13 protein-coding genes and 2 tRNA genes are annotated in these 20,921 nt (G+C 35.6%); 9 read left to right on the top strand and 6 right to left on the bottom strand.

Going from position 1 to position 20,921, the window contains the following annotated elements; translation table 11 throughout:
- Positions 1-63: 63 nt before the first annotated feature.
- Positions 64-139 (bottom strand) — tRNA-Gly (locus F985_RS24200).
- Between the two features lie 45 nt (positions 140-184).
- Positions 185-260 (bottom strand) — tRNA-Gly (locus tag F985_RS24195).
- A gap of 230 nt (positions 261-490) precedes the next feature.
- Here F985_RS24195 and F985_RS24190 point away from each other — a divergent pair.
- From F985_RS24190 to F985_RS24160, 7 genes are all read left to right on the top strand, one after another.
- On the top strand, positions 491-799 hold the full coding sequence (locus F985_RS24190) for a BolA family protein (RefSeq protein ID WP_004705974.1): 309 nt from the start codon (positions 491-493) through the stop codon (positions 797-799).
- A gap of 12 nt (positions 800-811) precedes the next feature.
- A complete protein-coding gene (locus F985_RS24185; RefSeq protein ID WP_004705973.1) occupies positions 812-1,204 on the top strand; it encodes a SirB2 family protein in 393 nt (130 codons plus the stop codon).
- 451 nt (positions 1,205-1,655) lie between these two features.
- Positions 1,656-4,931 (top strand): helicase-related protein, encoded by a 3,276-nt coding sequence (locus F985_RS24180; RefSeq protein ID WP_004705972.1) that lies wholly within the window; start codon positions 1,656-1,658, stop codon positions 4,929-4,931.
- A 2-nt stretch (positions 4,932-4,933) separates the two neighbouring features.
- The gene (locus F985_RS24175; protein WP_004705971.1) at positions 4,934-5,608 is read left to right on the top strand and encodes a DUF4391 domain-containing protein; all 675 of its coding nucleotides are present in this window, start codon (positions 4,934-4,936) and stop codon (positions 5,606-5,608) included.
- A gap of 13 nt (positions 5,609-5,621) precedes the next feature.
- Positions 5,622-7,640, top strand: a complete 2,019-nt coding sequence (locus F985_RS24170) for an RNA-binding domain-containing protein (protein WP_004705970.1) — start codon at positions 5,622-5,624, stop codon at positions 7,638-7,640.
- Between the two features lie 9 nt (positions 7,641-7,649).
- Positions 7,650-9,572, top strand: coding sequence for a site-specific DNA-methyltransferase (locus tag F985_RS24165; protein ID WP_004705969.1), 1,923 nt, complete (start codon positions 7,650-7,652; stop codon positions 9,570-9,572).
- A gap of 13 nt (positions 9,573-9,585) precedes the next feature.
- The gene (locus tag F985_RS24160; RefSeq protein WP_004705968.1) at positions 9,586-12,765 is read left to right on the top strand and encodes a type III restriction-modification system endonuclease; all 3,180 of its coding nucleotides are present in this window, start codon (positions 9,586-9,588) and stop codon (positions 12,763-12,765) included.
- Positions 12,766-12,870: 105 nt separating this feature from the next.
- On the opposite strand, the gene F985_RS24155 is transcribed toward F985_RS24160, so the two are convergent.
- From F985_RS24155 to F985_RS24140, 4 genes are read right to left on the bottom strand one after another with little or no spacing between them, the layout of a single operon-like run.
- Positions 12,871-14,259: a tyrosine-type recombinase/integrase gene (locus F985_RS24155; RefSeq protein WP_157668068.1), complete on the bottom strand. Its 1,389-nt coding sequence runs from the start codon at positions 14,257-14,259 to the stop codon at positions 12,871-12,873.
- Complete coding sequence (locus F985_RS24150) at positions 14,256-14,777, bottom strand: hypothetical protein (RefSeq protein WP_004705966.1); 522 nt, start codon at positions 14,775-14,777, stop codon at positions 14,256-14,258. The genes F985_RS24155 and F985_RS24150 overlap by 4 nt, the downstream gene beginning before the upstream one ends.
- Positions 14,777-17,068, bottom strand: coding sequence for a site-specific integrase (locus F985_RS25955; RefSeq protein ID WP_004705965.1), 2,292 nt, complete (start codon positions 17,066-17,068; stop codon positions 14,777-14,779). Before F985_RS25955 ends, F985_RS24150 begins: the two co-directional genes overlap by 1 nt.
- The gene (locus tag F985_RS24140; protein ID WP_004705964.1) at positions 17,065-19,464 is read right to left on the bottom strand and encodes a hypothetical protein; all 2,400 of its coding nucleotides are present in this window, start codon (positions 19,462-19,464) and stop codon (positions 17,065-17,067) included. Before F985_RS24140 ends, F985_RS25955 begins: the two co-directional genes overlap by 4 nt.
- Before the next feature lie 99 nt (positions 19,465-19,563).
- Here F985_RS24140 and F985_RS24135 point away from each other — a divergent pair, with 99 nt between their 5' ends.
- The gene (locus F985_RS24135) at positions 19,564-20,403 is read left to right on the top strand and encodes a ParA family protein (RefSeq protein WP_031944594.1); all 840 of its coding nucleotides are present in this window, start codon (positions 19,564-19,566) and stop codon (positions 20,401-20,403) included.
- Between the two features lie 10 nt (positions 20,404-20,413).
- Complete coding sequence (locus F985_RS24130) at positions 20,414-20,800, top strand: hypothetical protein (RefSeq protein ID WP_004705962.1); 387 nt, start codon at positions 20,414-20,416, stop codon at positions 20,798-20,800.
- Positions 20,801-20,921: the final 121 nt, after the last annotated feature.

The following is a 20,921-nucleotide window of genomic DNA, read 5'->3' as shown; positions in this document are numbered from 1 at the left end:
TACAAAAATAAGAATCGATAAAAAGAAAAAAGCCCCAGTCTTTCGACTAGGGCCTTTTAAATTTGGAGCGGGAAACGAGACTCGAACTCGCGACCCCAACCTTGGCAAGGTTATGCTCTACCAACTGAGCTATTCCCGCATATATGAGCAGTTTTTACTAAAACTTTCTCAAAAAAAACCAATTTGGAGCGGGAAACGAGACTCGAACTCGCGACCCCAACCTTGGCAAGGTTATGCTCTACCAACTGAGCTATTCCCGCGTGCCGCTTATAATACATTAAGCAAAACAAGGGTCAACAACTTTATGCAAATAATTATGCTGATTGCATAAAATAAAAACAGAAATGAGCATTTAGAGCTATTTTTATTGATAAGTTGCCGAATAAATAGACATTTTGTTCGAAGTCAAAGCATACAAGAGCAACTTTTGTTTGTGTGTAGACAGGGTATACTAGGTTTAAATATATGAATGATCGTAAAAGGAAAAGCTATGAACCTTGAACAACAGTTGATTGAACGGTTACAAACCCTTGCACCTAGCCATTTGGAGGTTATTAACGAGTCTGCTGGCCACGGTGGTTATTTCCCAGGTAAAGAATCACATTTTAAAGTGATTGTGGTAAGTGAAGAGTTTAACGGCTTGCGTTTGGTTCAACGTCATCAAAAAGTGTATGCGTTGGCTTCTGATTTAATGAATCCAGGTCAAATCCATGCTTTAGCAATTCATGCTTATTTGCCAAGTGAGTGGCAAGGTCAAGCGCCAGCGAGCCCAGAATGTGCACATGCACCTAAAAGCTAAGGGTTAACTTTCATGGATGCACATTTAATCACTAAGATTATTCATATGACTGCGGTGGCTGGCGCACTTATGGTGTTTGTTTTACGCGCTTCTACACTATTTATTGGTGTTCAGGGGCAACAACCTAACCCAGCAGGGCGTAAAGCATTAGTTGCTTTGCAGCATTTATCCTTTACTGTGGTTTTTATTACAGGTGCAATTTTACTGGTGATGAAGAACTTTCAGGTTCAGCCATGGTTTTACGCGAAAATTATCTTATTTTTAGTGCTGTTATCATCACTAATGAAGGCTTTTAAAAAGGATGACACTATTTTATTGGCACAGCGCCGTGCAGGTTTAGCTATTAGTGCAGTCGCATTTATTGCCATTATTATTTTGGTCATTGTGAAACCAGTTTTTGCTTAATTGTTCTACATTCTTTGCCTTTTTGCTTAAGCTCTAGGTTAAACTGCATACAATAAAAAATATGCAGAGGGAAACATGTTAACTCGTGTGGTATTTAACCAAAAAGTTTTCGGGCATGGATCTTTTTATGAATAATTGTGTCAATCTCTTCTTTTAGTTCATTCGAATTGATATTTGATAGTGTATTGAAAAAGCATAGATAATTATCTATGCTTTTATCTAATGAATTAATTTTTGTATTTTACAAAAGCTAATACAGCTCAGAGGGATCTAGTGATTTGATCCCTGAAAACTATCATAAGAATTGGCATAGCGTTTAGGTTGTATATTAAGTTTCAAATCTTTATTTAAATTATTTTGTTGCCTATAATTCATTTGATTTCTTCATTTTCACATCTAAAATTTAAGACTGATATAATTCAGCAACTTTTAAATTTTCTGCTTCAGTCTTATGAAACTCATTGATAATATTAACAACATATTAGGTTCAGATATTGGAGAAAATCTCAGTAGTAGGTCTAAATTAAAAATTGCTGCTTCCTACTTCTCAATTTATGCTTACGCTGCTTTAAAAAAAGAAGTAGAGAAGATTCAAGAGCTGCAATTTGTTTTTACATCCCCAACCTTTGTCGCTGATAACGTCACAGATAAGTTTAAAAAGGAAAAACGTGAGTTTGTTATTCCTAAACAAGATCGTGAAAGTAGCCTATATGGGACAGAATTCGAAATTCACTTAAAAAATCAGTTATCACAAAAGGCAATTGCTAAAGAATGTGCAGATTGGATACGACGAAAAGCAACATTTAAGTCGAATAACAGCAATGCACCGATGCAGGAATTTATCAGCATCCAAAAACCTGAGCATTCCTTAACCTATATGCCTATTCAAGGGTTTACCCCGATGGGACTCGGTTTTGAAAAAGGCAATGCGATTTCCAATATGGTGAACTGCTTTGATGAGCAGCCGATGGTACAAACCTATATTCAGCTATTCAATCAAATTTGGAATGACCCCTCAAAAGTTGAAGATGTCACCAGTGAAATTATTCGACATATTGAGTCTGTCTATCAGGAAAATCCACCTGAACGCATTTATTTCTTAATGCTTTACAACATCTTCAAAGACTTCTTGGAAGATATTAATGCAGATGTCATGCCAAATGATCTGACAGGTTATCAGGATACCTTGGTATGGAATAAGTTATTCAATTTCCAAAAAGATGCAGCAGTAGGCATCATCAATAAACTTGAAACCTATAATGGCTGTATCTTGGCGGATAGTGTTGGTTTGGGTAAGACATTTACTGCCTTGGCCGTAATCAAATACTACGAATTGCGCAACAAAAGTGTTCTAGTTTTATGCCCTAAGAAATTGGGAGCGAACTGGACAAATTATAATGCGAATCTAGTCACTAACATCTTTGCTAAAGATCGATTTAGTTACGATGTGCTGTATCACACCGACCTCTCTCGTAAAGGTGGTGAAACACTAGGTATAGATTTAGCGAAAATCAATTGGGGTAACTATGACTTAGTGGTGATTGATGAGTCGCATAATTTTCGTAACCGTGGCACGTTTAAGGATCGGGAAACGCGTTATGATCGTTTAATGAATCAAGTGATTCGTCAGGGCGTGAAAACCAAAGTACTAATGTTGTCTGCTACGCCAGTAAACAATCACTTTACTGATCTTAAGAATCAGCTTGCCCTTGCCTATGAAGGCAATGCAGCTCTATTGGAAGATAAGCTCGATATTGAACGTGATATCGAAACAATATTCCGTAGAGCACAGGCTAGCTTTAATGCTTGGGCAAAACTAGATCCTGCGCAACGGACAACTCAAGCTATTCTTAACCTCTTAGATTTCGATTTCTTTAAGCTTTTGGATAGCGTGACAATTGCTCGTTCAAGAAAGCACATTCAAACATACTATGACACCAAAGATATTGGACAGTTCCCTCAACGACTGAAGCCGATTTCATTCCGTTGCGCGTTATCGACTGATCAGGATAGTGTTTCTCTAAATCAAATTTATGCAGATCTGTCTTTAATCAAGATGTCAGTCTATGCACCAGTCAGTTATATCTTTCCAAGTGCTTTAAGAAAATATGAAGAAATTTTTGATACTCGTGTAGAAGGTAAAGGTAAATTAAGACAGGTAGACCGTGAAAAAAGTTTACAGGCTTTAATGACGGTTAACCTGCTGAAACGCTTAGAAAGTTCTGTCCATGCATTTAGGCTGACACTGAACGTTTTAAAGAAAAATATTGAAAATGTACTTGCTAAAATTGCGGACTTTGAAGCTCGTCAGGCAGATGATGAAGTCAGTATTTCACCCGACTTTGGCTATGATGAGGATGAGAATGGTGAGTTACTCAATACAGAAGATCTTATTGGGAATAAGCTAAAAATCCATTTGGCTGATATGGATCTGTTGAGCTGGAAAACGGATCTAGATGGTGATTACCACATCATTCTCGGTTTAATGCGAATGATTCAGCCAATTAACGCTGAAAAGGATGCAAAACTACAGCACCTTAAAGCGCATGTTGTTGAGAAGATTCAGAATCCAATTAATGCCAATAACTGTAAAGTTATCATTTTTACTGCCTTTGCGGATACAGCAAATTATATATATGAGCATGTTGCTCATATTTTACTAGAAACCTACGGTCTGCACAGTGCCAAAGTGATCGGCAGTGATAATACTTCAACGATCAAGACCAGAGTGGGAAGTCGTCAAAGTTATGATATGCAAGGCTTGCTCACTCTATTCTCTCCACAATCAAAGCAAAAAGCAGACATATTTCCTGAAGAGCCCAGAGAAATTGATGTCCTGATTGCTACGGACTGTATTTCTGAAGGACAAAACTTACAAGACTGCGATTATCTGATTAATTTTGATATTCATTGGAATCCTGTACGTATCATTCAACGTTTTGGGCGTGTGGATCGTATTGGCTCATCAAACAGCTTTATTCAGCTCGTTAACTACTGGCCTGACATTAGTCTGGATGAGTATATTAACTTACGAGAAAGAGTCGAGAATCGCATGGTGATTGTTGATATGACCAGTACGGGAGATGATAACGTCCTCAGTGCCCAAGCTAATGATATTGCTTATCGTCGTGAACAATTACAAAAGCTACAAACTGAAGTACTAGACTTGGAAGATGCAAATACAGGAGTTTCGATTACTGATTTAGGTCTGAATGATTTCCGTATGGATTTGCTTGGCTATTTGGAAGAACATCCTGAATTGGAGCGATTACCGAATGGACTGCATACCGTTGTCCCTGCACAACCAGAACTCGGTTTAAATGCAGGAGTAATTTTCACTCTAAGAGCACGACATCCTGAATCGCCTAACAGCCAAAGTAACCGCTTATATCCATATTACTTAGTTTATATCAATCAAAGTGGTGAAGTCATTTATGACTATACCAAAGCCAAATACTTATTGGATCTAGCGCGTAAAGCATGTCGCGAAAAGGATCACCCAATTCCTGAAGCGTATGAAAAGTTTAATAAGAAAACTAATGATGGGCAAGATATGAGCCAGTATTCAGAATTGTTGGATATTGTGATTCATACAATTCAGGATGTAAAAGCTGAGAAGGATATAGATAGCCTTTTTTCAGGCTTGAGCACTTCTGCGTTAGTGGATATCGTTTCTGGATTAAACGACTTTGAACTGATTAGCTTTATTGTAATTGAAGAGTGTTAAGCATGAAGTTATATCAGTTTCCCCAGCAAGCTAAAGTTAATCAGTTAATTCCTAAAAATAAGTTCTATGAGCAAGGTCAAGCCAACACCAAAATTGAACAGCTATTTGTAGATCAAGTAGAAAATATACGGTGGGCTTATAAACTGGCTTCATCTACAATTCACCTCCAAGATCAGGAAGATTTGAAGGAAATTCAAATCTTCCGAGTGAAAAGTCGGGTTGAAGATTTAGATGTGTCAATTCTATCTTTTATTGATAAGCTCATTCTCACTCCAATCATTTTTGAAGTTGTTTATCAAAATAAAGTGAAAGTTGTTGCAAGCTATAAGCGTTTAAGTCAAGCAGACAAAACGAAAGCTGTGATAGGGAAATATTATGCTTCTGAGTGGTTGGAAGATCATAAGCGTGTTGAATTGCCCCTCTACTTAAAATTGGCTGATCTATATGAGCATTTCATTGCTCAAATCTTGCCGATCGCATCAAGTAAAGATTTGGAAAATGATGATGAATCAGTTTCTATTGAACTTCAATTGCAAAAAGTTCAACAACTTGAAAGTTTGCAAAAGCAGCTTGATAAGTTGAAATCCAAGTTGAGAAATGAAAGGCAATTTAATCGTAGAGTTGAGTTGAATAAACAATTGCGAGATTTGCAATTACAAATAAATCGTATTCATTAATGGTTGACATGAAATGATAAATTCCATTATTCAGCAGTTAGAACAATTAATGGCAGGAGATTTTGCCCTTCTACGAGAAAGCGTAGATATTGAGTGCAAATTAGCCATTGGTCACGATGGAAAAGGTGGTTTACCTAAAAGCCTTTGGGAAACATACAGTGCTTTTGCAAATACGGATGGTGGCATTATTATTTTAGGTGCCAAAGAATTAAAAAATGGCACATTTGAAGCACGTGGGATAGAAAATCTTGTTCAGATCAAGGCAGATTTATTTAATACACTTAATAACTCTGCAAAAGTTAATAGAAATTTGTTAACTGATCAGTTTGTACGTGAATGGCAAGTTGATGGCAAAAGTTTGTTAGTGATTGCTGTGCCTAGAGCATCACGAAAGCAGCAGCCGATTTATTTAAATAATAATCCACTCAATAACACTTATGTTCGTCAGAATGAAGGTGACTATAAACTTGATGATGAACATGTCAAACGCATGTTGGCTGAACAAGCATATGATGGTCGAGATGATGAGATTCTTGTAAGTTTTGGGTTGGAGGATCTAGCGATAGAGTCCTTAAGATCTTATCGACAACGTTATAGCAATTTAAATCCTAATGCTGAGTTAAATGACTTGGCTGATATCGAGTTTTTACGTCGTATTGGGGCTTATGGCATTAACCGTGAAACAGGGGGACGTGGTCTAACCAAAGCGGGATTATTGATGTTTGGAATGCAGCATACAATAGCTGAAGTTTTCCCAAATTACATGGTGGACTATCAAGAACGACCTCATGCGCAAACAGAAGCGCGTTGGGTTGATCGAGTTGTGCCTGACGGTTCTTGGAGCGGGAACTTATACGACTTTTACCGTAAGGTTTATAATAAACTCATACAAGATTTAAAAATTCCGTTCGAGCTTAAAGATGGAGTACGTCAAGAAGACACACCAGTTCATATTGCATTACGTGAAGCTTTGGTGAATTGTATTGTACATGCGGATTATACAGATCGAGCTTCGGTCCTTATTGTAAAACGTCCCGATATGTTTGGTTTCCGAAATCCTGGGCTGATGCGGATTCCACTAGAGCATGCACTAAAAGGTAGTGAATCTGACTGTCGTAATCGCAAGCTACATCAAATATTTAGACTTATTAATGTGGGCGAGCAAGCAGGTTCAGGAATTCCAAAAATTCTATCTGGGTGGCATTCTCAGCATTGGATTCCACCTTATTTACATGAGAAGCGACAACCTAATAATCAAACCCTTCTCGAAATGACCATGGTCGATTTATTTCCATCTGACACCATGCAGCAATTGACGCAACAATTTGGCTCAAGTTTTACTGAACTTACGCAAAATGAGCGTGCTGCCCTTGCCATCGCCAAACTTGAAGGCACTGTAACACATGCACGGTTACAAACTGTTGTGACAGGACATTCAGTTGATATCACTCGTGATTTGCAACATCTTGTCAAATTGGGCTTTCTAAATACGAGTGGTGGTCGTGGTTCTGTATATACCTTGGCTGGGGTAGATATTGTTCAGCCAGATGATATTTTTAATGAACCAAATAAAGGAATAAGTGATTCTAGCTCAGGTTCTAACGAAGCGAGCTTAGGTTCTAACGAAGCGAGCTTAGGTCTTAAAGAGTCGAGCTCTATACCTAATGGATCATATAGAGATGGGATGGGGCGCTTGTGTAGCGATCGTTTGGACTTTCCAATTATTGATAATTTGATGGAATTATCTGAGGATTTTAGGGAAAGTCTTTATGTATTGGCGAATGAAGCGAGAATAAAGCAGCGTCTTTCTTTAGAGGTCATGCAACACATTATTTTGCGACTTTGTAGTGAGCATTTTTTTACTATTTCCGCTTTAGGTGAATTGCTGAATCGTAAGGCTGACCCATTAAGAAAGCGTTATCTATCCCCAATGGTAAAAGCCAACCAGCTTTGTCTTGCATTTCCAACGACACCGACGCATGAAAAGCAAGCATACCGTACCAATACCGAATTAAATCATTCAGAAAATTAAGAGTTATCTATGTCAGACCAGTTAAAAATGCATTCACCAAACCTTGTTGATGCGAATATTGAAAAAATCGCAGTGTTGTTTCCAAACTGTGTGACGGAAGCACAAGATGAAAATGGCGAGCTAAAAAAAGCTATTGATTTTGATTTGCTTAAACAAGAGCTATCTCAAGTGATTGTTGAGGGTGAGCAAGAACGATATCGACTAGATTGGGTCGGGAAAAAAGAGTCTATTTTGACTGCGAACGCACCAATTGCTAAGACTTTGCGCCCATGTCGTGAAGAAAGTGTAAATTTCGATACTACTGAAAACTTGTTTATTGAGGGTGATAACTTAGAAGCTTTAAAGCTTCTGCAAGAGAATTATTTAGGTAAGGTCAAAATGATTTACATTGACCCACCCTACAACACGGGTAATGATTTTATTTATGAAGATGACTTTGCAGAAAGTACAGATGAGTTTTTTGAGCGTTCTAACCAAGTGGACGAAGATGGAAATAAATTAGTAGCTTGGAAAGAAAGTGAAGGTAGATTCCATTCAGCTTGGTTAAGTATGATTTATAGCCGTTTAAGATTAGCAAGAAATCTTTTAAAAGAAGATGGCATTATCTTTATTAGTATTGATGATAATGAATCTCAAAATTTAAGAAAAATTTGTGATGAAGTTTTTTCGGAAAATAATTTTGTAGCTGATATATGTGTTGTAAATAATTTAAAAGGTAGAAATGATAAAAAGTATATAGCTCGAGCAAATGAACGACTATTTATTTATGTTAAAAGTCAGGAATTCAATGAGTATGGCTTGGACTTGCCAGAGAATGTTTTAAAAGAATATTCGGAGAAGGATGCTAGCTTTGGACCCTATAGATTACTTGAATTACGTAAAAGAGGTGGAGCTGATACGCGTAAAGAGCGTCCAAATATGTTTTATCCATTTTATTTGAATAATTTAGATGGCACTGTTACTTTGCAACCTACTGCTGTTAATACTATTGAGGTACTTCCTTATAAATCTAACGGAGAAGAAGGACGTTGGCGTTGGGCTAAAGATACAGCTCAAAAGAATATTAAATTTTTGGTCGGTAAGTCTGTAAGAAATTCAGAAAAATATAATATTTATGAAAAAGATTGTTTATATGAAGATGGTGTTATTAGACGTTTAAAGCCTAAATCTGTGATGTTTGGGGCGGATTATTCTACTGATTCTGCTACTAAATTGTATCGAGCTTTGATGGGTAAAATTGATTTTAATAACCCAAAACCTGTTCCATTTTTAGAGGATTTAATTACTTATAGTACTTCACCTAAAGAAAATGCAATCATTTTAGATTTTTTTGCAGGCTCAGGAAGTACAGGGCATGCTGTCTATAATTGTAACGAAAAAGATTTAGGTAATAGAAAGTTTATTTTAGTCCAAATTCCTGAAGAGATAGATGAAAAAACAGAAGCATTTAAACAAAATTATAGATTCATCTCTGAAATCACAAAACTAAGACTAAAGAAATCTGGAGAATTAGCTAATGAAAAACTTGATAGTGGTTTTAGAGTTTTAAAAATAGACTCAACCAATATGAAAGATGTGTACTACACACCTGATGCTTATACACAAGCGGATATTTTAGATTTAGCAGATCACATTAAAGAAGACCGTACTTCTGAAGATTTATTGTTCCAAGTCATGCTTGATTGGGGTTTAGAACTTTCATTACCAATAGAGCGTAAAATCATTCAAGGCAAAGAAGTCTTCTATGTCGCAGGTAATAGCCTCGTGGCATGTTTTGACGAAATTAACTTTGCCATGGTGGACGAAATTGCACAAGCCAAGCCACTACGTGTGGTATCGGCAGAGCGTGCAATTCAACTCGACCACGACAAAACCAATATCAAAGAACGCTTTAAGCAGTTATCGCCTGAAACTGAAGTTAAGTTTATTTAAGAGGATTGCATACATGAAAATCCATTTTAAAACACTTGATTATCAGAAAGATGCTGTAAAGGCGGTGGTTGATTGCTTTGTCGGGCAACCCAAATTGGAAGGTCATCGTTATATGATCGACCAAGGTGCAGTCAAATCTAAAAAACCAACAGCACAAGCCGATATGCTTGAAGAAACATTAGACTTACATCGTGCTAAGTCTAAAAAAGTGGTGGCTGATGTTGGTTTTGAAAATGCTAAAATTTTTAACTTAGATGCAGTGCTTAAAAATATTCAAAATGTACAAATGACGAATATTTTAGAACCATCGCCAAATTTAGTAACTGATGATAGTAAAGGTAAAAACCTCACTAGCAGCCCACTGAATTTAAACATTGAGATGGAAACAGGTACAGGTAAAACCTATTGCTATATCCGTACCATGTTTGAACTCAATGCAAAATATGGTTGGTCAAAGTTTATTATAGTTGTACCGAGTGTCGCGATTCGTGAAGGTGTCCATAAAAGCCTAGAGATGATGGCGGATCACTTTCAGGAACAATACGGTAAAAAAGCACGTTTCTTTATTTATGACTCAAAAGCCTTACATCATTTAGAAAGCTTTAGCTCAAATGCAGGCATTAATGTCATGGTCATTAACGTGCAAGCGTTTAATGCCACAGGTAAAGATAACCGACGTATTTATGATGAACTCGATGAGTTTCAATCCCGTCGACCAATTGATGTGATTAGCCGTAACCGTCCAATCTTAATTATGGACGAACCGCAAAAGATGGGTGCAGAAAAGACTTTACAGTCTTTGGCAAACTTCAACCCACTGTTTATCTTACGTTACTCTGCTACGCATAAACGGGACTACAACCTAGTTTATCGTTTAGATGCTTTAGATGCCTATAATCAAAAATTAGTCAAGAAAATTACGGTCAAAGGCATCGAAGTCCAAGGTTTATCAGGCACACATGGTTACTTGTATTTGCAAGATATTCTGGTTTCAAAGTCTGCACCAGTTGCGCGGTTAGAGTTAGAAATACAAACCAAAACAGGCTTTAAACGCGAAGTAAGAAAGCTATCTAAAGGCGATGATTTATTTGTTATTTCTCACCAAGCTGAACAATACAATGATCGCTATGTGATTGCAGATATTGATGCTCGTGACAATAGTGTGACTTTTGTCAATGGAATCAAAATCCAAGTAGGCGAAGCCGTTGGACATGTTGATGAAAAAGTCATGCGAACGATTCAAATCCGTGAAACGATTCGTGCACACATTCAAAAAGAACGTCAGCTTTATGGTCAAGGCATTAAAGTCTTAAGTCTTTTCTTTATCGATGAAGTAGCAAAATACCGTCAGTATGATGACGATAATAATCCTGTTGATGGTGAATACACTCAAATCTTTAAAGAGCAGTACCAATATGTTTTAAATGAAGTTTTAGATCTCAATTTAGAAAATGATCCATATCAAGACTATCTAAAGTCGATTGACGTAGACAAAACCCATAATGGTTATTTCTCAATTGATAAAAAGTCAAAAAAACTAACTGACCCAGCATTAAAGAAAGTCAAAGATGAAGAATCGGGAGTGTCTGTTCAGCAAGCTGATGATATAGATGCCTATGATCTGATTTTAAAAGATAAAGAACGCTTACTTTCTTTTGAAGAGCCAACACGCTTTATTTTCTCACATTCAGCGTTGAGAGAAGGTTGGGATAATCCAAACGTATTTGTAATTTGTACACTGAAGCATTCAGACAATACGATTTCTCGTCGTCAAGAAGTAGGGCGTGGTCTACGTTTGGCAGTGAATAAAAATGGCGAACGAATGGATGCTAACTATTTTGGTGCAATTGGTGAAGTTCATCGCTTAAATAATCTGACTGTGGTGACCAATGAAAGTTACAAAGATTTTGTTGCGAATTTACAGACAGAGATTGTGAAAACACTTGCTAGTCGCCCTACCCAAGCAACGCCTGAATACTTTGAAAATAAAGTACTCACTTTGCCAGATGGTTCAAAACTTGAAATCTCCAAAGTCATGGCAAAACAGATCCATAAGTATCTGACACGAAATGACTATATTGATGATAATGATCATATTGCACCAAAGTATCATCAAGATAAAGCCAAAGGTGAACTTGTTGCACTTCCTGAAGAGTTACAACCTTATACAGCTCAAATCACAAAGTTAATTGATAGTATTTTTGATCCTAAAGCGACGGATGGTATGACTGAAGATGCGAATAAGCATTTGACGAACCACATCAACTCAAAAAACCTTGAGCGTAAAGAATTTCAGGATTTATGGAAGAAAATTAATCGTAAAGCGATTTATCAAATTCAGATTGACTCTAACAAGCTGATTACTGACAGTATTAGTTGTGTTGAGCGTACAGCAAAAGAGCGTAACAACAAGTTTGTAGAAACATTGAGTTATAAACTTGCAGAATCATCAATGAAAGACGAGGTGAGTTTTGACGAATTGAAGTCAAAAGATGCCTTTGGAAAAATGACTTCTAAAACTGAAAATAGAACTTTATCGATTCATTCGCAGGTGCAATATGATTTAGTAGGGAATATTGCAGAGGATACAAACTTAACGCGTAAAACAGTTGCTCAAATTCTTAAAGGGATTAATGCCTCTGTGTTTACTCAATTTAAATTAAATCCTGAAGCATTTATTCGTGAGCTGAGTAGAATTATTAACGAACAACAAGCTTCGATGGTGATACAGGGTCTAAAATATAATCCTCTGAAAGAGGGTTATCCTGAAAATGATATTTTCGTAAGTAATGAAAATATTCCATTAAGGTCATTTAAAGCAGATCGTCATATTTGGGACTATGTGGTAACTGATTCTGATAATGAACGCAAGTTTGTAGAAGAATTGGATGGAGCCGATGAGGTGATTGTTTACGCTAAATTGCCAGATCGTTTCCAGATCCCGACACCGTTTGGTAACTATAACCCTGACTGGGCAATTGCTTTTGACAAAGATAAGGTTCGTCAAGTTTATTTCGTTGCAGAAACCAAAGGTTCGATGGATGAAGCTGATTTACGTGATAAAGAAAAGCGTAAAATTGAGAGTGCTAAGAAATTCTTTAGTACGTTAAACGAAGAAAACCATCTGTTAGGTGATGCGGTTAAATATGCAGTAGTTGATAGCTTCAGTAGCTTAATGAATTTAGTGAAATAAATAGGTAAGGCCTGAAATAAAAATTTCAGGTCTTTCCTTCGGAATTGAAGCCACTAGAGGAACGATAAAATTGAGCTCAAACCTGATCTGACAGTTACCCATTTTTCATTCTATTCTTGATGCAGCATTGTTAACATCATTTTTAAATGCTTCAATAAGCTCAATAAAGTCACTTGTTGCTTCGTTAATATTAATTAACTTTCCCTTAAGTTGGGTCGCCAAAATGTTAGCTCTAACCAAAATATCTTCAGTAGTATTAACTAATGATGCTTGATCATATGCTTTTTGATAACCGTTAATATCGGCAAATACTAGATCAATATATGCGTTTAATGAGTTAATGTGAGTGTGCCCTGTCCATTGCTGTAGTTCCAATTTAAACTTTTCGGTATGCAGCAGGTGTTTACGAAAATCATCTGTATTGTTGATATTGTTGTGCTGTAAAATGATTCTTTTTAAAGTGTTGGTTATAAATGCGTGGCGAAACAAATGAGGATGGAAGCTTTCTTTGATTTCACATGCTTCTTTCCATTCACTCATTCGTCTACGTGTTGATTCTGCTGATAAAGGCTCACCATTCTTTAGGTTTACAAAAAGGTAACCGTGATCGTTAGCAGTTCCAATAGTTCTCTTAATAATCTTACGTCTAATTTTCCGAATATATTGAGTAACAGTACTTAAAAATGCCTGTGGCACAGGAATAAAGCGTTCATGGTTGTTACGTTTTAATGTTGTGACTCTCAATAATGGTGCATCATCTTTCATTAGAGCATCATCAATATCTTTTACCATAGCCATATGGACTTCAGAGTTACGAGCTCCTGTAGTCTCTAAAAACGAATAAAGAGCGACATCGCGAATACGTTTTTCTCTATTAGGTTCTTGATTGATGTACTCCCAAACCTTCATTGCCGACTCTTCTGAAACAGGATGTCTACGTTTCAGAGGCGTGTCATTAGGAAAAGAACTGTGAGTTAGACTTTCGGTATCGAATAGTTTATTCCCCTCAATCTTTTGACTAGTCCTTTTAATTTTAATTCTAATCGTACTACTTTTATTTTGGCCGATAAAATTTTTTAATTGATAAAAATCTTGTACATATATTAGAAAATGGAGGCACTGAGTACCTATTTGTCGTACTTGTTTTCCAGTACGTTTTAGATTTCCCAAACTATTGCGTTTTGCTATTAAACTTTTAATAAAAAGAGAAAAATGAGAGTCTGTTAATTGAGTGAAGATTATATTGTTGTTATAGCAAAAGTTAATTAAATGAATGATTTGGTTTGCATATGTTCGTAATGTTCCACCACCAACACGTGTGGACTTACCCTCTTCTAACTTTGATAGTAAATAAAGGTTTGCTTCAAAACAGGGGATACCATTGCCATATGTTACATAGGGGATTGTTTGTGGCTTTGTTAAGTTGAGCTTTTTTTCAATGTTTGAATAGTGGCTCAAACCAATATAATCTTTGATTATTTCAACAGGCATCATTTACTCCCTAAGGTAAACGATAATTTGTGCTGTAATTTATTATTCAGATCTTGATAGAGGGCCTGACGCGCTTCATTTGTCATATTATTTGAGTTAGCCATTCTTGCTAGTTCCAAGGACATTTCACCAATGATAGTAGTTAAACTGATGATAGTGTGTTTGCTCTTATCTAGTTCTATTTCTGAATTTTTTAAGCGTTCTTTGAAGTATGCTTTAGTGTTGTGATTAGGATTTGAGTCTTTAATGATCTCTTTTTCAAGAGATGCCTTTGCATTTTGACGTAACTCATCTAGTTCAATGAACCCACGTGATAAACAGTATTCTGCCGCACTTTTCAGAGTGTTGAGAGTACAAGAAGTAATAGCATATTCTGTATTAGTAAATGCTGCCAACTTACGCTGATTGGATAACGCATTTTGGATTTCGGGTATGTTGTACTTTTCAGGTTGGTTTATGATGTTGATAAGAAGGCTCTTAGTGTTAGCTACTTTATCTTGGTTTTTTTGCAAAATTTTCATTAAGCTAGCTCCCTGACTTCTAAGATCATACGGTAATCTTGGATGGCTTTACCCTCACGTACAATTGTAAAAAACTCAGGTTCTAGCCGTATCACATCCTGATGTAATAATTGATAAATAGTATCTTCAATTGCACTAAGATCCTTATCACTAATATATGATGGTCTTGTTTCATAGTCTTCATCATTGATGTAATCATTGATTGCATCTGAAATCCGTTCTAATTCTATATTTGCTTGTTCAACGTCATAGTATTGGCTAATAGCTTTGCGTAGTGCATCAATTGTCTTAAGATGCCCATTGTGTACTTCATTTACTAAATGTGCTGCCTTAATACCATTTAATACAGCACCATTACAAGTTTCTGTAATGTAGTGATATAGATGTTCTGAAGAGCTATGACCAAGCATCCAACGAATCGCATCTAGACCATCATAACCATTACTCCAGAAAAACATCATTGCGAAAAATCTTCGCAATTGGTGATTTGAAAAATAAAGCTTTTTAGCTATGCCATTCTCATTAATAAAAGGTGTTTCAAAATAATCACAAATGTATGTATAAGGACTAACTGTTACCGAGGTGGGGAAATTTAATTTTTTTTCTGAGCTTCCTAATAAATTAAATAAAGATGGTAAGTTAATCCCAAGTTGTATAACTTTTTTGTTAAATGATTCAATTTTCCACATCAGCTTGGCTATAGAGAGGATCATTGGTCGGAGTGTAACTGCTTTAGTCTCATTATGACCGCTAACCCCTGTCTTCATTACCAAGCTCTTTACAGAGAAAAGAGTACTATAATCTGCATCTTCTGGATTTATATCTGGAATTAGATTTGAGTATGGTTTTAAATTATTAATTTCACTTATTCTTTTGGCAGAGAATATGGAAAATAAAAATTGCACACTTGATATTAATATGTTGTATCTATTTATTAATGTATTGCTATATAAAGAATTTTTTTTTCTATCAAAATTAGTGTTACGCAATAGGTAGCCACCACAAACTAATTTGTTTGGATATAATCGATTTATAAGGTCACTAAAGTTGCTGCGTTCATACTGGTTAAGGGAGATTTCTATAGTTTCTAAGTTTTTTTGAAATTCTAATACTTCAATTACAGACTCAAGAATTTCATCAATATTTTTAAATGAATATTCAAATGTATCACGCATTAAATTTAGTACGGGGACTACAGGTAGTGTCTTAAAGCGCCCACTTTCAGAGATATCAATCAATCTAGCAACTGTATTGAAATTTAATTTGCTAAAAATAGTATGATCTAAAGGAGTTTCTTCTAAATTGGCAGCAAAGGATAATTGTTTTAAAAGTTTTAATGCATCAGTTACTTTGTGTTTATGCACCTCGTCAAAATTTGCTGAATATGAAATTCTAGATGCACTTTGAGAGGGGGCATATAGTCCGTAATGGTCTTCTTTATTCCTGTAATCTTCATGTAGTATATTGTTAATAAAGCTATTCGACTGAATTTTTAATAGTATTTCACTTTTAAAAATAAATTTTTTTAATTCACTATAATTAAAACTGTGATCAGGGTTAATAAAATTATCTATAATAAAATTATTGGCTCTATTGTATTCATCTGTATTAAAGTTAAATACATTCAAAAGGCATTTTTTATTATTGGTAGTAGGGTATGTAGATGATGCTTGGATAATTTGATTGCGTGCCAAATCCTCAAATCGTAAGTATTTTAGAACTCCATATGCATCAACTGTTACTGTAGATATTAATACATCAATGAGGAAATCGGTACTTAAAAGCGAAAGGTGGAATTTACTTAAATTAATTGCAGAACCATTAATAATAATGCAATCAATCAGCTTCAGTATACCATATAATCTTTTTCGGATACTTAAAGATGAAAGGAGACCTCCACCATTAATACTTGGGTTATCAGTATTGGTTAGCCAAAGTTTAAAAGTATTTAAGAGTTTAATATGACATGGGTCGCTCAAATAAGTTCCATCATTTAATTTTATCTTATTCCATTTAAGAACTATTGAAGAGCTATTTTTAATGGTTTTACTTTTAGGAAATACGATTTTCCATTCATTATCTGCAAATTCACACTTCAACCAATTTGGTTTGTACTCAAGACTAATAAAAGACTGTGTATACAAGTTCGTCATATTAGCCATAGTTTGAATATCATTAACTGCAATCGCTTGTTTTAATATTTCTTTAATAGCCTCAGTTTGAAGGTCGGCGAAAGGATTTTCTGTGCTTGAGTAAATAAGTTTTAGGTTTTGATTTAATGCGTTACTCATGCAAAAATTCCTTGTCTTACTTTTTCAATATCAAGAGGTTGAGTTAATGCTTTGTTATAAAAATCTATGGTGGAGTCAACATTAACGATTCGTTTTGATTTATCTTTACATTCATACTGAGACAAAATGAATACTGCTGTCATGTACCAATACTTAACATTCTCAGGAACGGTTTCATTGTATTTTTCAACAATATTGCGTATAGCAATTAGCATTTGAAGAATAGAGGGACTAATCATGAAAACAAGAACATCTAATTTTTTCTTAATTTCATTTTCTTCTTCTTTCGTCTTGGTCTTTTCAATTTCCATCATGTGTGCGGGAAAGTTACGCATCTTGTGATTTTCAAGAAACTGCTCAAGATGTTTAATATCGAAATCAAATGCTTCATTAAGTAATTCAGAGTCTTTCATAGCTTCAAACATTAAAGAATTTTGAAAAATACGTACCCAACGATCATTAAAATAATTAAGCAATGCCTGAGGTAAATAAGCCTCTAGAACCTCGAGATTAACTTGCTTATGACCAAGTTTTTTACTTACTTCTTCAATTGAACGAGTATCAAGATAGGTGTGTATTCCTTTCTTTTTTCTAATATTTCTTAAACTGAAAACAGAAATTAAAGCATTGATTTCATCTGTATTTAGATATGCTTTCCCATTCTCATTAAAATGGATTTCTGAGCAAGCTCTTTTTAGATCCGAAAGTCCACAAGTTTCAACATTATTAAACATAGCTGTACTTAGTTTTGACACAATATTTATTTTATTAGTTGAGGCGTAGAGAGGTGCAAATCGCCAGTTATCATCTTTAATGGCTTTCAAACAATTTCGCTCAAAAGAGGTCATTTCAATCAACGTTGCAACTAGATAATTTGAACGCTCCGTTAAAACTATATCTTGTTGTGCTTGTGTAGCTCCTTTACGTTTTTTAAAGGATGAAATTATCCAGTGATTCCCCACTTGCTTATAACCTGTCAAATTTCCATGTTTATTATATAATTCCCATGCTTCAAACCAACTTGGTGTTATAGCAGGGTTTTCTAAAACAAGTAGAGTATATATAGCAAAAATAAAATTTTTATTTACCCGATATAGTTCGTTAAAGGCCTCTCTTTTTTTATTTATACCCAATATATAATCAGTAAATTTCCTTTTTTTTATGATATTACCGTCTATGTCAATTACTTGGTTGAAACATTGATCGATTCCATAGTGTTTTAGTGTTGCAAGAGTGTTGGCTGAATATCCTATTCCACATTTAACACCATCTTTTTCAGCCATGCGTAACCCCTGTGGTTGAGTTCTAACATTACCTATTTGAGATTCTACTTTTTTGTAGTTCAAAATATATGAGTCAACATAATTATCAAGAGCTTGCTTTATGTGACTGAATTCATTTTCTAATCGTATTTGTATTTTTGTGACTGCCTCTTCATCTTTTATATATAATGGAATGCCTCCATATAACTGCTCTTGTTCTTCCTTTGTGAATGAGCCGCCTGATGGAAGTGTCTTATTATCTTCTTTTGGTTTTTTAAATTTTGGAACAACAATTGGATATATTGGTTCTTCAAATAATCCTGTCTCTACAAAGCAACTCATATACTTTTCTACCATTCTCGACCAATCTTTAATAGCTGCGTGAGCTTGGCCGCCATTTGCTATTCGTCTAGCAAAAAAGCGATGATAAATGTTCAGCATGAAGTAATAGGAATTACCGTGATTTAGACTATATTTGAGCTCTTCAACATTGTCTGTAACCAGGGAAAATTCACTGAATAATGTAATAAGTAGTTCTAATGTAGAACGTAGGCTACTATCTATTTTTTTTATAGTGTAATTTTCTATAAAACTATGAACTTCTAAAGCGAATTCTTTGCCATAAGTATCATAAACTTTCTGTAGTTGATATCTTCTATTTACACCATCTTGAGATGTTACAAACCAGCCTTCGTAATAACGTTTTCTTTCCAAGTCTATCGGGTGTGATTGATAGGTATTAATGTGTAGATCAATTTTATTACTATCTAAGCTTAGCAGCTCCTTTGTATCTAATTTAATACCATTCTCGCTGACAAACTTCGCAATAGCATTTGCGTGCAGCCACACAATTTGATGTCGGCTATGTTGAGGGAGATTGGCAAATTCAGTATGTACAAACCCCGAAAAAAGTACTAATTGTTTGTAAGCTATTTCCTTGCTATTGAGTATATCCATACCTGTGTAGGGATGATTGCTGCCAATACCTGTTATATCAATAAAAGCTGCGTAAGTATTCATAGTTGGTGTTTGAGTCTGCGATATAGCAGGTAATAAACTATGTAGCTTAAGCATAAATCTATTATTAAGGATTGTACTTAGACGTGGATATCCTTTTAAGTATCTGCTGTCCAAAAGTAGTCCCCTCTATGGTTGGTTGACATGTGTCAATGATTTAATAGATACTATTAAATCATGAATGGCTTGTATATAGTGTTATTTGTGAATATTGACATTATTATTCAATGCACGAAAAAAAAAGGCGGTGTAGGGAAATCAAGTATTACTGTAAATTTGGCTGCGATTAGTGCCAAACATGGCTTTAGGACCTTGGTTATCGATCTGGATCCTCAAGCCAACTCTAGCCAATACCTTTTAGGCGAAGAAGCAACATACGCTGCTGATAAAGCCGTTTTAGAACCAAATATTGAAAACTTCTTTGAAGATGTGCTGGGAAACAATCAACAAAAAGGTCTAATTGGTAATGCATTAGGCTCAATTTTAAAAGCCCCTCGGAACAAAGACCTCGACAGTTTTGTGCACTCAACATCCTTTGATAAATTAGATGTACTTCCAGCAAGTCCTACGCTTGGTGCACTTGAGCATGCACTTGAAAGCAAGCATAAAATTTATAAATTGCGAGATTCTATTCAAAGCTTAATTGGGCGCTATGACCGTATTTATATCGATACACCTCCGGCTTTTAACTTTTTCACGTTGTCTGCCTTAATTGCAGCAGATAAAGTCCTGATTCCTTTCGATTGTGATGTCTTTTCAAAGCGTGCGTTACAAACATTGATTGAAAATGTTCTCGAAACGCAAGATGATCATAATGATCGCTTGGAAATTGAAGGAATTGTGGTGAACCAGTTCCAATCCCAAGCAAAATTACCTCGGGAAGTGGTCCAGCAGTTGAAAGATGAAGGGTTGCCTGTATTAAATAGCATGTTACCGCCTTCAATTTTAATGAAAGAATCGCATCAGAAAAATTTACCTTTGGCTCATTTGGCACCAGAACATAAATTGACTCAGGCTTATGAGACATTATTTGGTGAGATTGAGCCAAAACGATAAGAGAAAAATGATGAAAGGCTTATATATTGCGCCTTTGGTGGCAGCCACGTTATTTCTTGGCGCTTGTGCTACAACGGTAAAACCGACTTATGTGTCTCCGACACAGTATCAATCTTTGAGTTGCCAACAACTGCAAAGTGAATATAACCGTATTCAACAATATATCGACAATGGCGTACAAACTCCAAAAAGCACAGGTATGGGTGTTGGGCTTGGACTTGGTGGTGGCTGGGGACGAGGCGGTTGGGGATTCGGTCCATCCATCTCTGTTAATATGGGGCAATCTTCTTCAACCAAGAACACCGAACTTTCACGTGTTTTAGGCCAACAAGAAGCAATTGTTCAGGCAGCTCAGTTTAAAAATTGTCCAATAATTGTCCGTAAAAAGGCGAATTAATAGTCATCTTTGCATCACAATATGCTAATAGAAGCATATTGTGATGATTAAAGTTTAGCAAAATGTTTCATAATAAAATAAATATAAATCAACATCTTAGTTTAATATGGTTAAAATGATA

The sequence above is a fragment of the Acinetobacter seifertii genome, from assembly GCF_000368065.1.
GTDB lineage: Bacteria > Pseudomonadota > Gammaproteobacteria > Pseudomonadales > Moraxellaceae > Acinetobacter > Acinetobacter seifertii.
The sequence above is the reverse complement of the archived record's forward strand: the minus strand, read 5'-3'. Positions and strand labels throughout refer to the sequence as shown.

What these genes read in the sequence shown, in the direction of transcription:
- F985_RS24150 (WP_004705966.1), bottom strand. Translation starts at nt 14,777, where the DNA reads ATGAAAATTTTGCAAAAAAACCAAGATAAAGTAGCTAACACTAAGAGC.
- F985_RS24175 (WP_004705971.1), top strand. Translation starts at nt 4,934, where the DNA reads ATGAAGTTATATCAGTTTCCCCAGCAAGCTAAAGTTAATCAGTTAATT.
- F985_RS24170 (WP_004705970.1), top strand. Translation starts at nt 5,622, where the DNA reads ATGATAAATTCCATTATTCAGCAGTTAGAACAATTAATGGCAGGAGAT.
- F985_RS24165 (WP_004705969.1), top strand. Translation starts at nt 7,650, where the DNA reads ATGTCAGACCAGTTAAAAATGCATTCACCAAACCTTGTTGATGCGAAT.
- F985_RS25955 (WP_004705965.1), bottom strand. Translation starts at nt 17,068, where the DNA reads ATGAGTAACGCATTAAATCAAAACCTAAAACTTATTTACTCAAGCACA.
- F985_RS24130 (WP_004705962.1), top strand. Translation starts at nt 20,414, where the DNA reads ATGAAAGGCTTATATATTGCGCCTTTGGTGGCAGCCACGTTATTTCTT.
- F985_RS24155 (WP_157668068.1), bottom strand. Translation starts at nt 14,259, where the DNA reads ATGATGCCTGTTGAAATAATCAAAGATTATATTGGTTTGAGCCACTAT.
- F985_RS24180 (WP_004705972.1), top strand. Translation starts at nt 1,656, where the DNA reads ATGAAACTCATTGATAATATTAACAACATATTAGGTTCAGATATTGGA.
- F985_RS24185 (WP_004705973.1), top strand. Translation starts at nt 812, where the DNA reads ATGGATGCACATTTAATCACTAAGATTATTCATATGACTGCGGTGGCT.
- F985_RS24190 (WP_004705974.1), top strand. Translation starts at nt 491, where the DNA reads ATGAACCTTGAACAACAGTTGATTGAACGGTTACAAACCCTTGCACCT.
- F985_RS24160 (WP_004705968.1), top strand. Translation starts at nt 9,586, where the DNA reads ATGAAAATCCATTTTAAAACACTTGATTATCAGAAAGATGCTGTAAAG.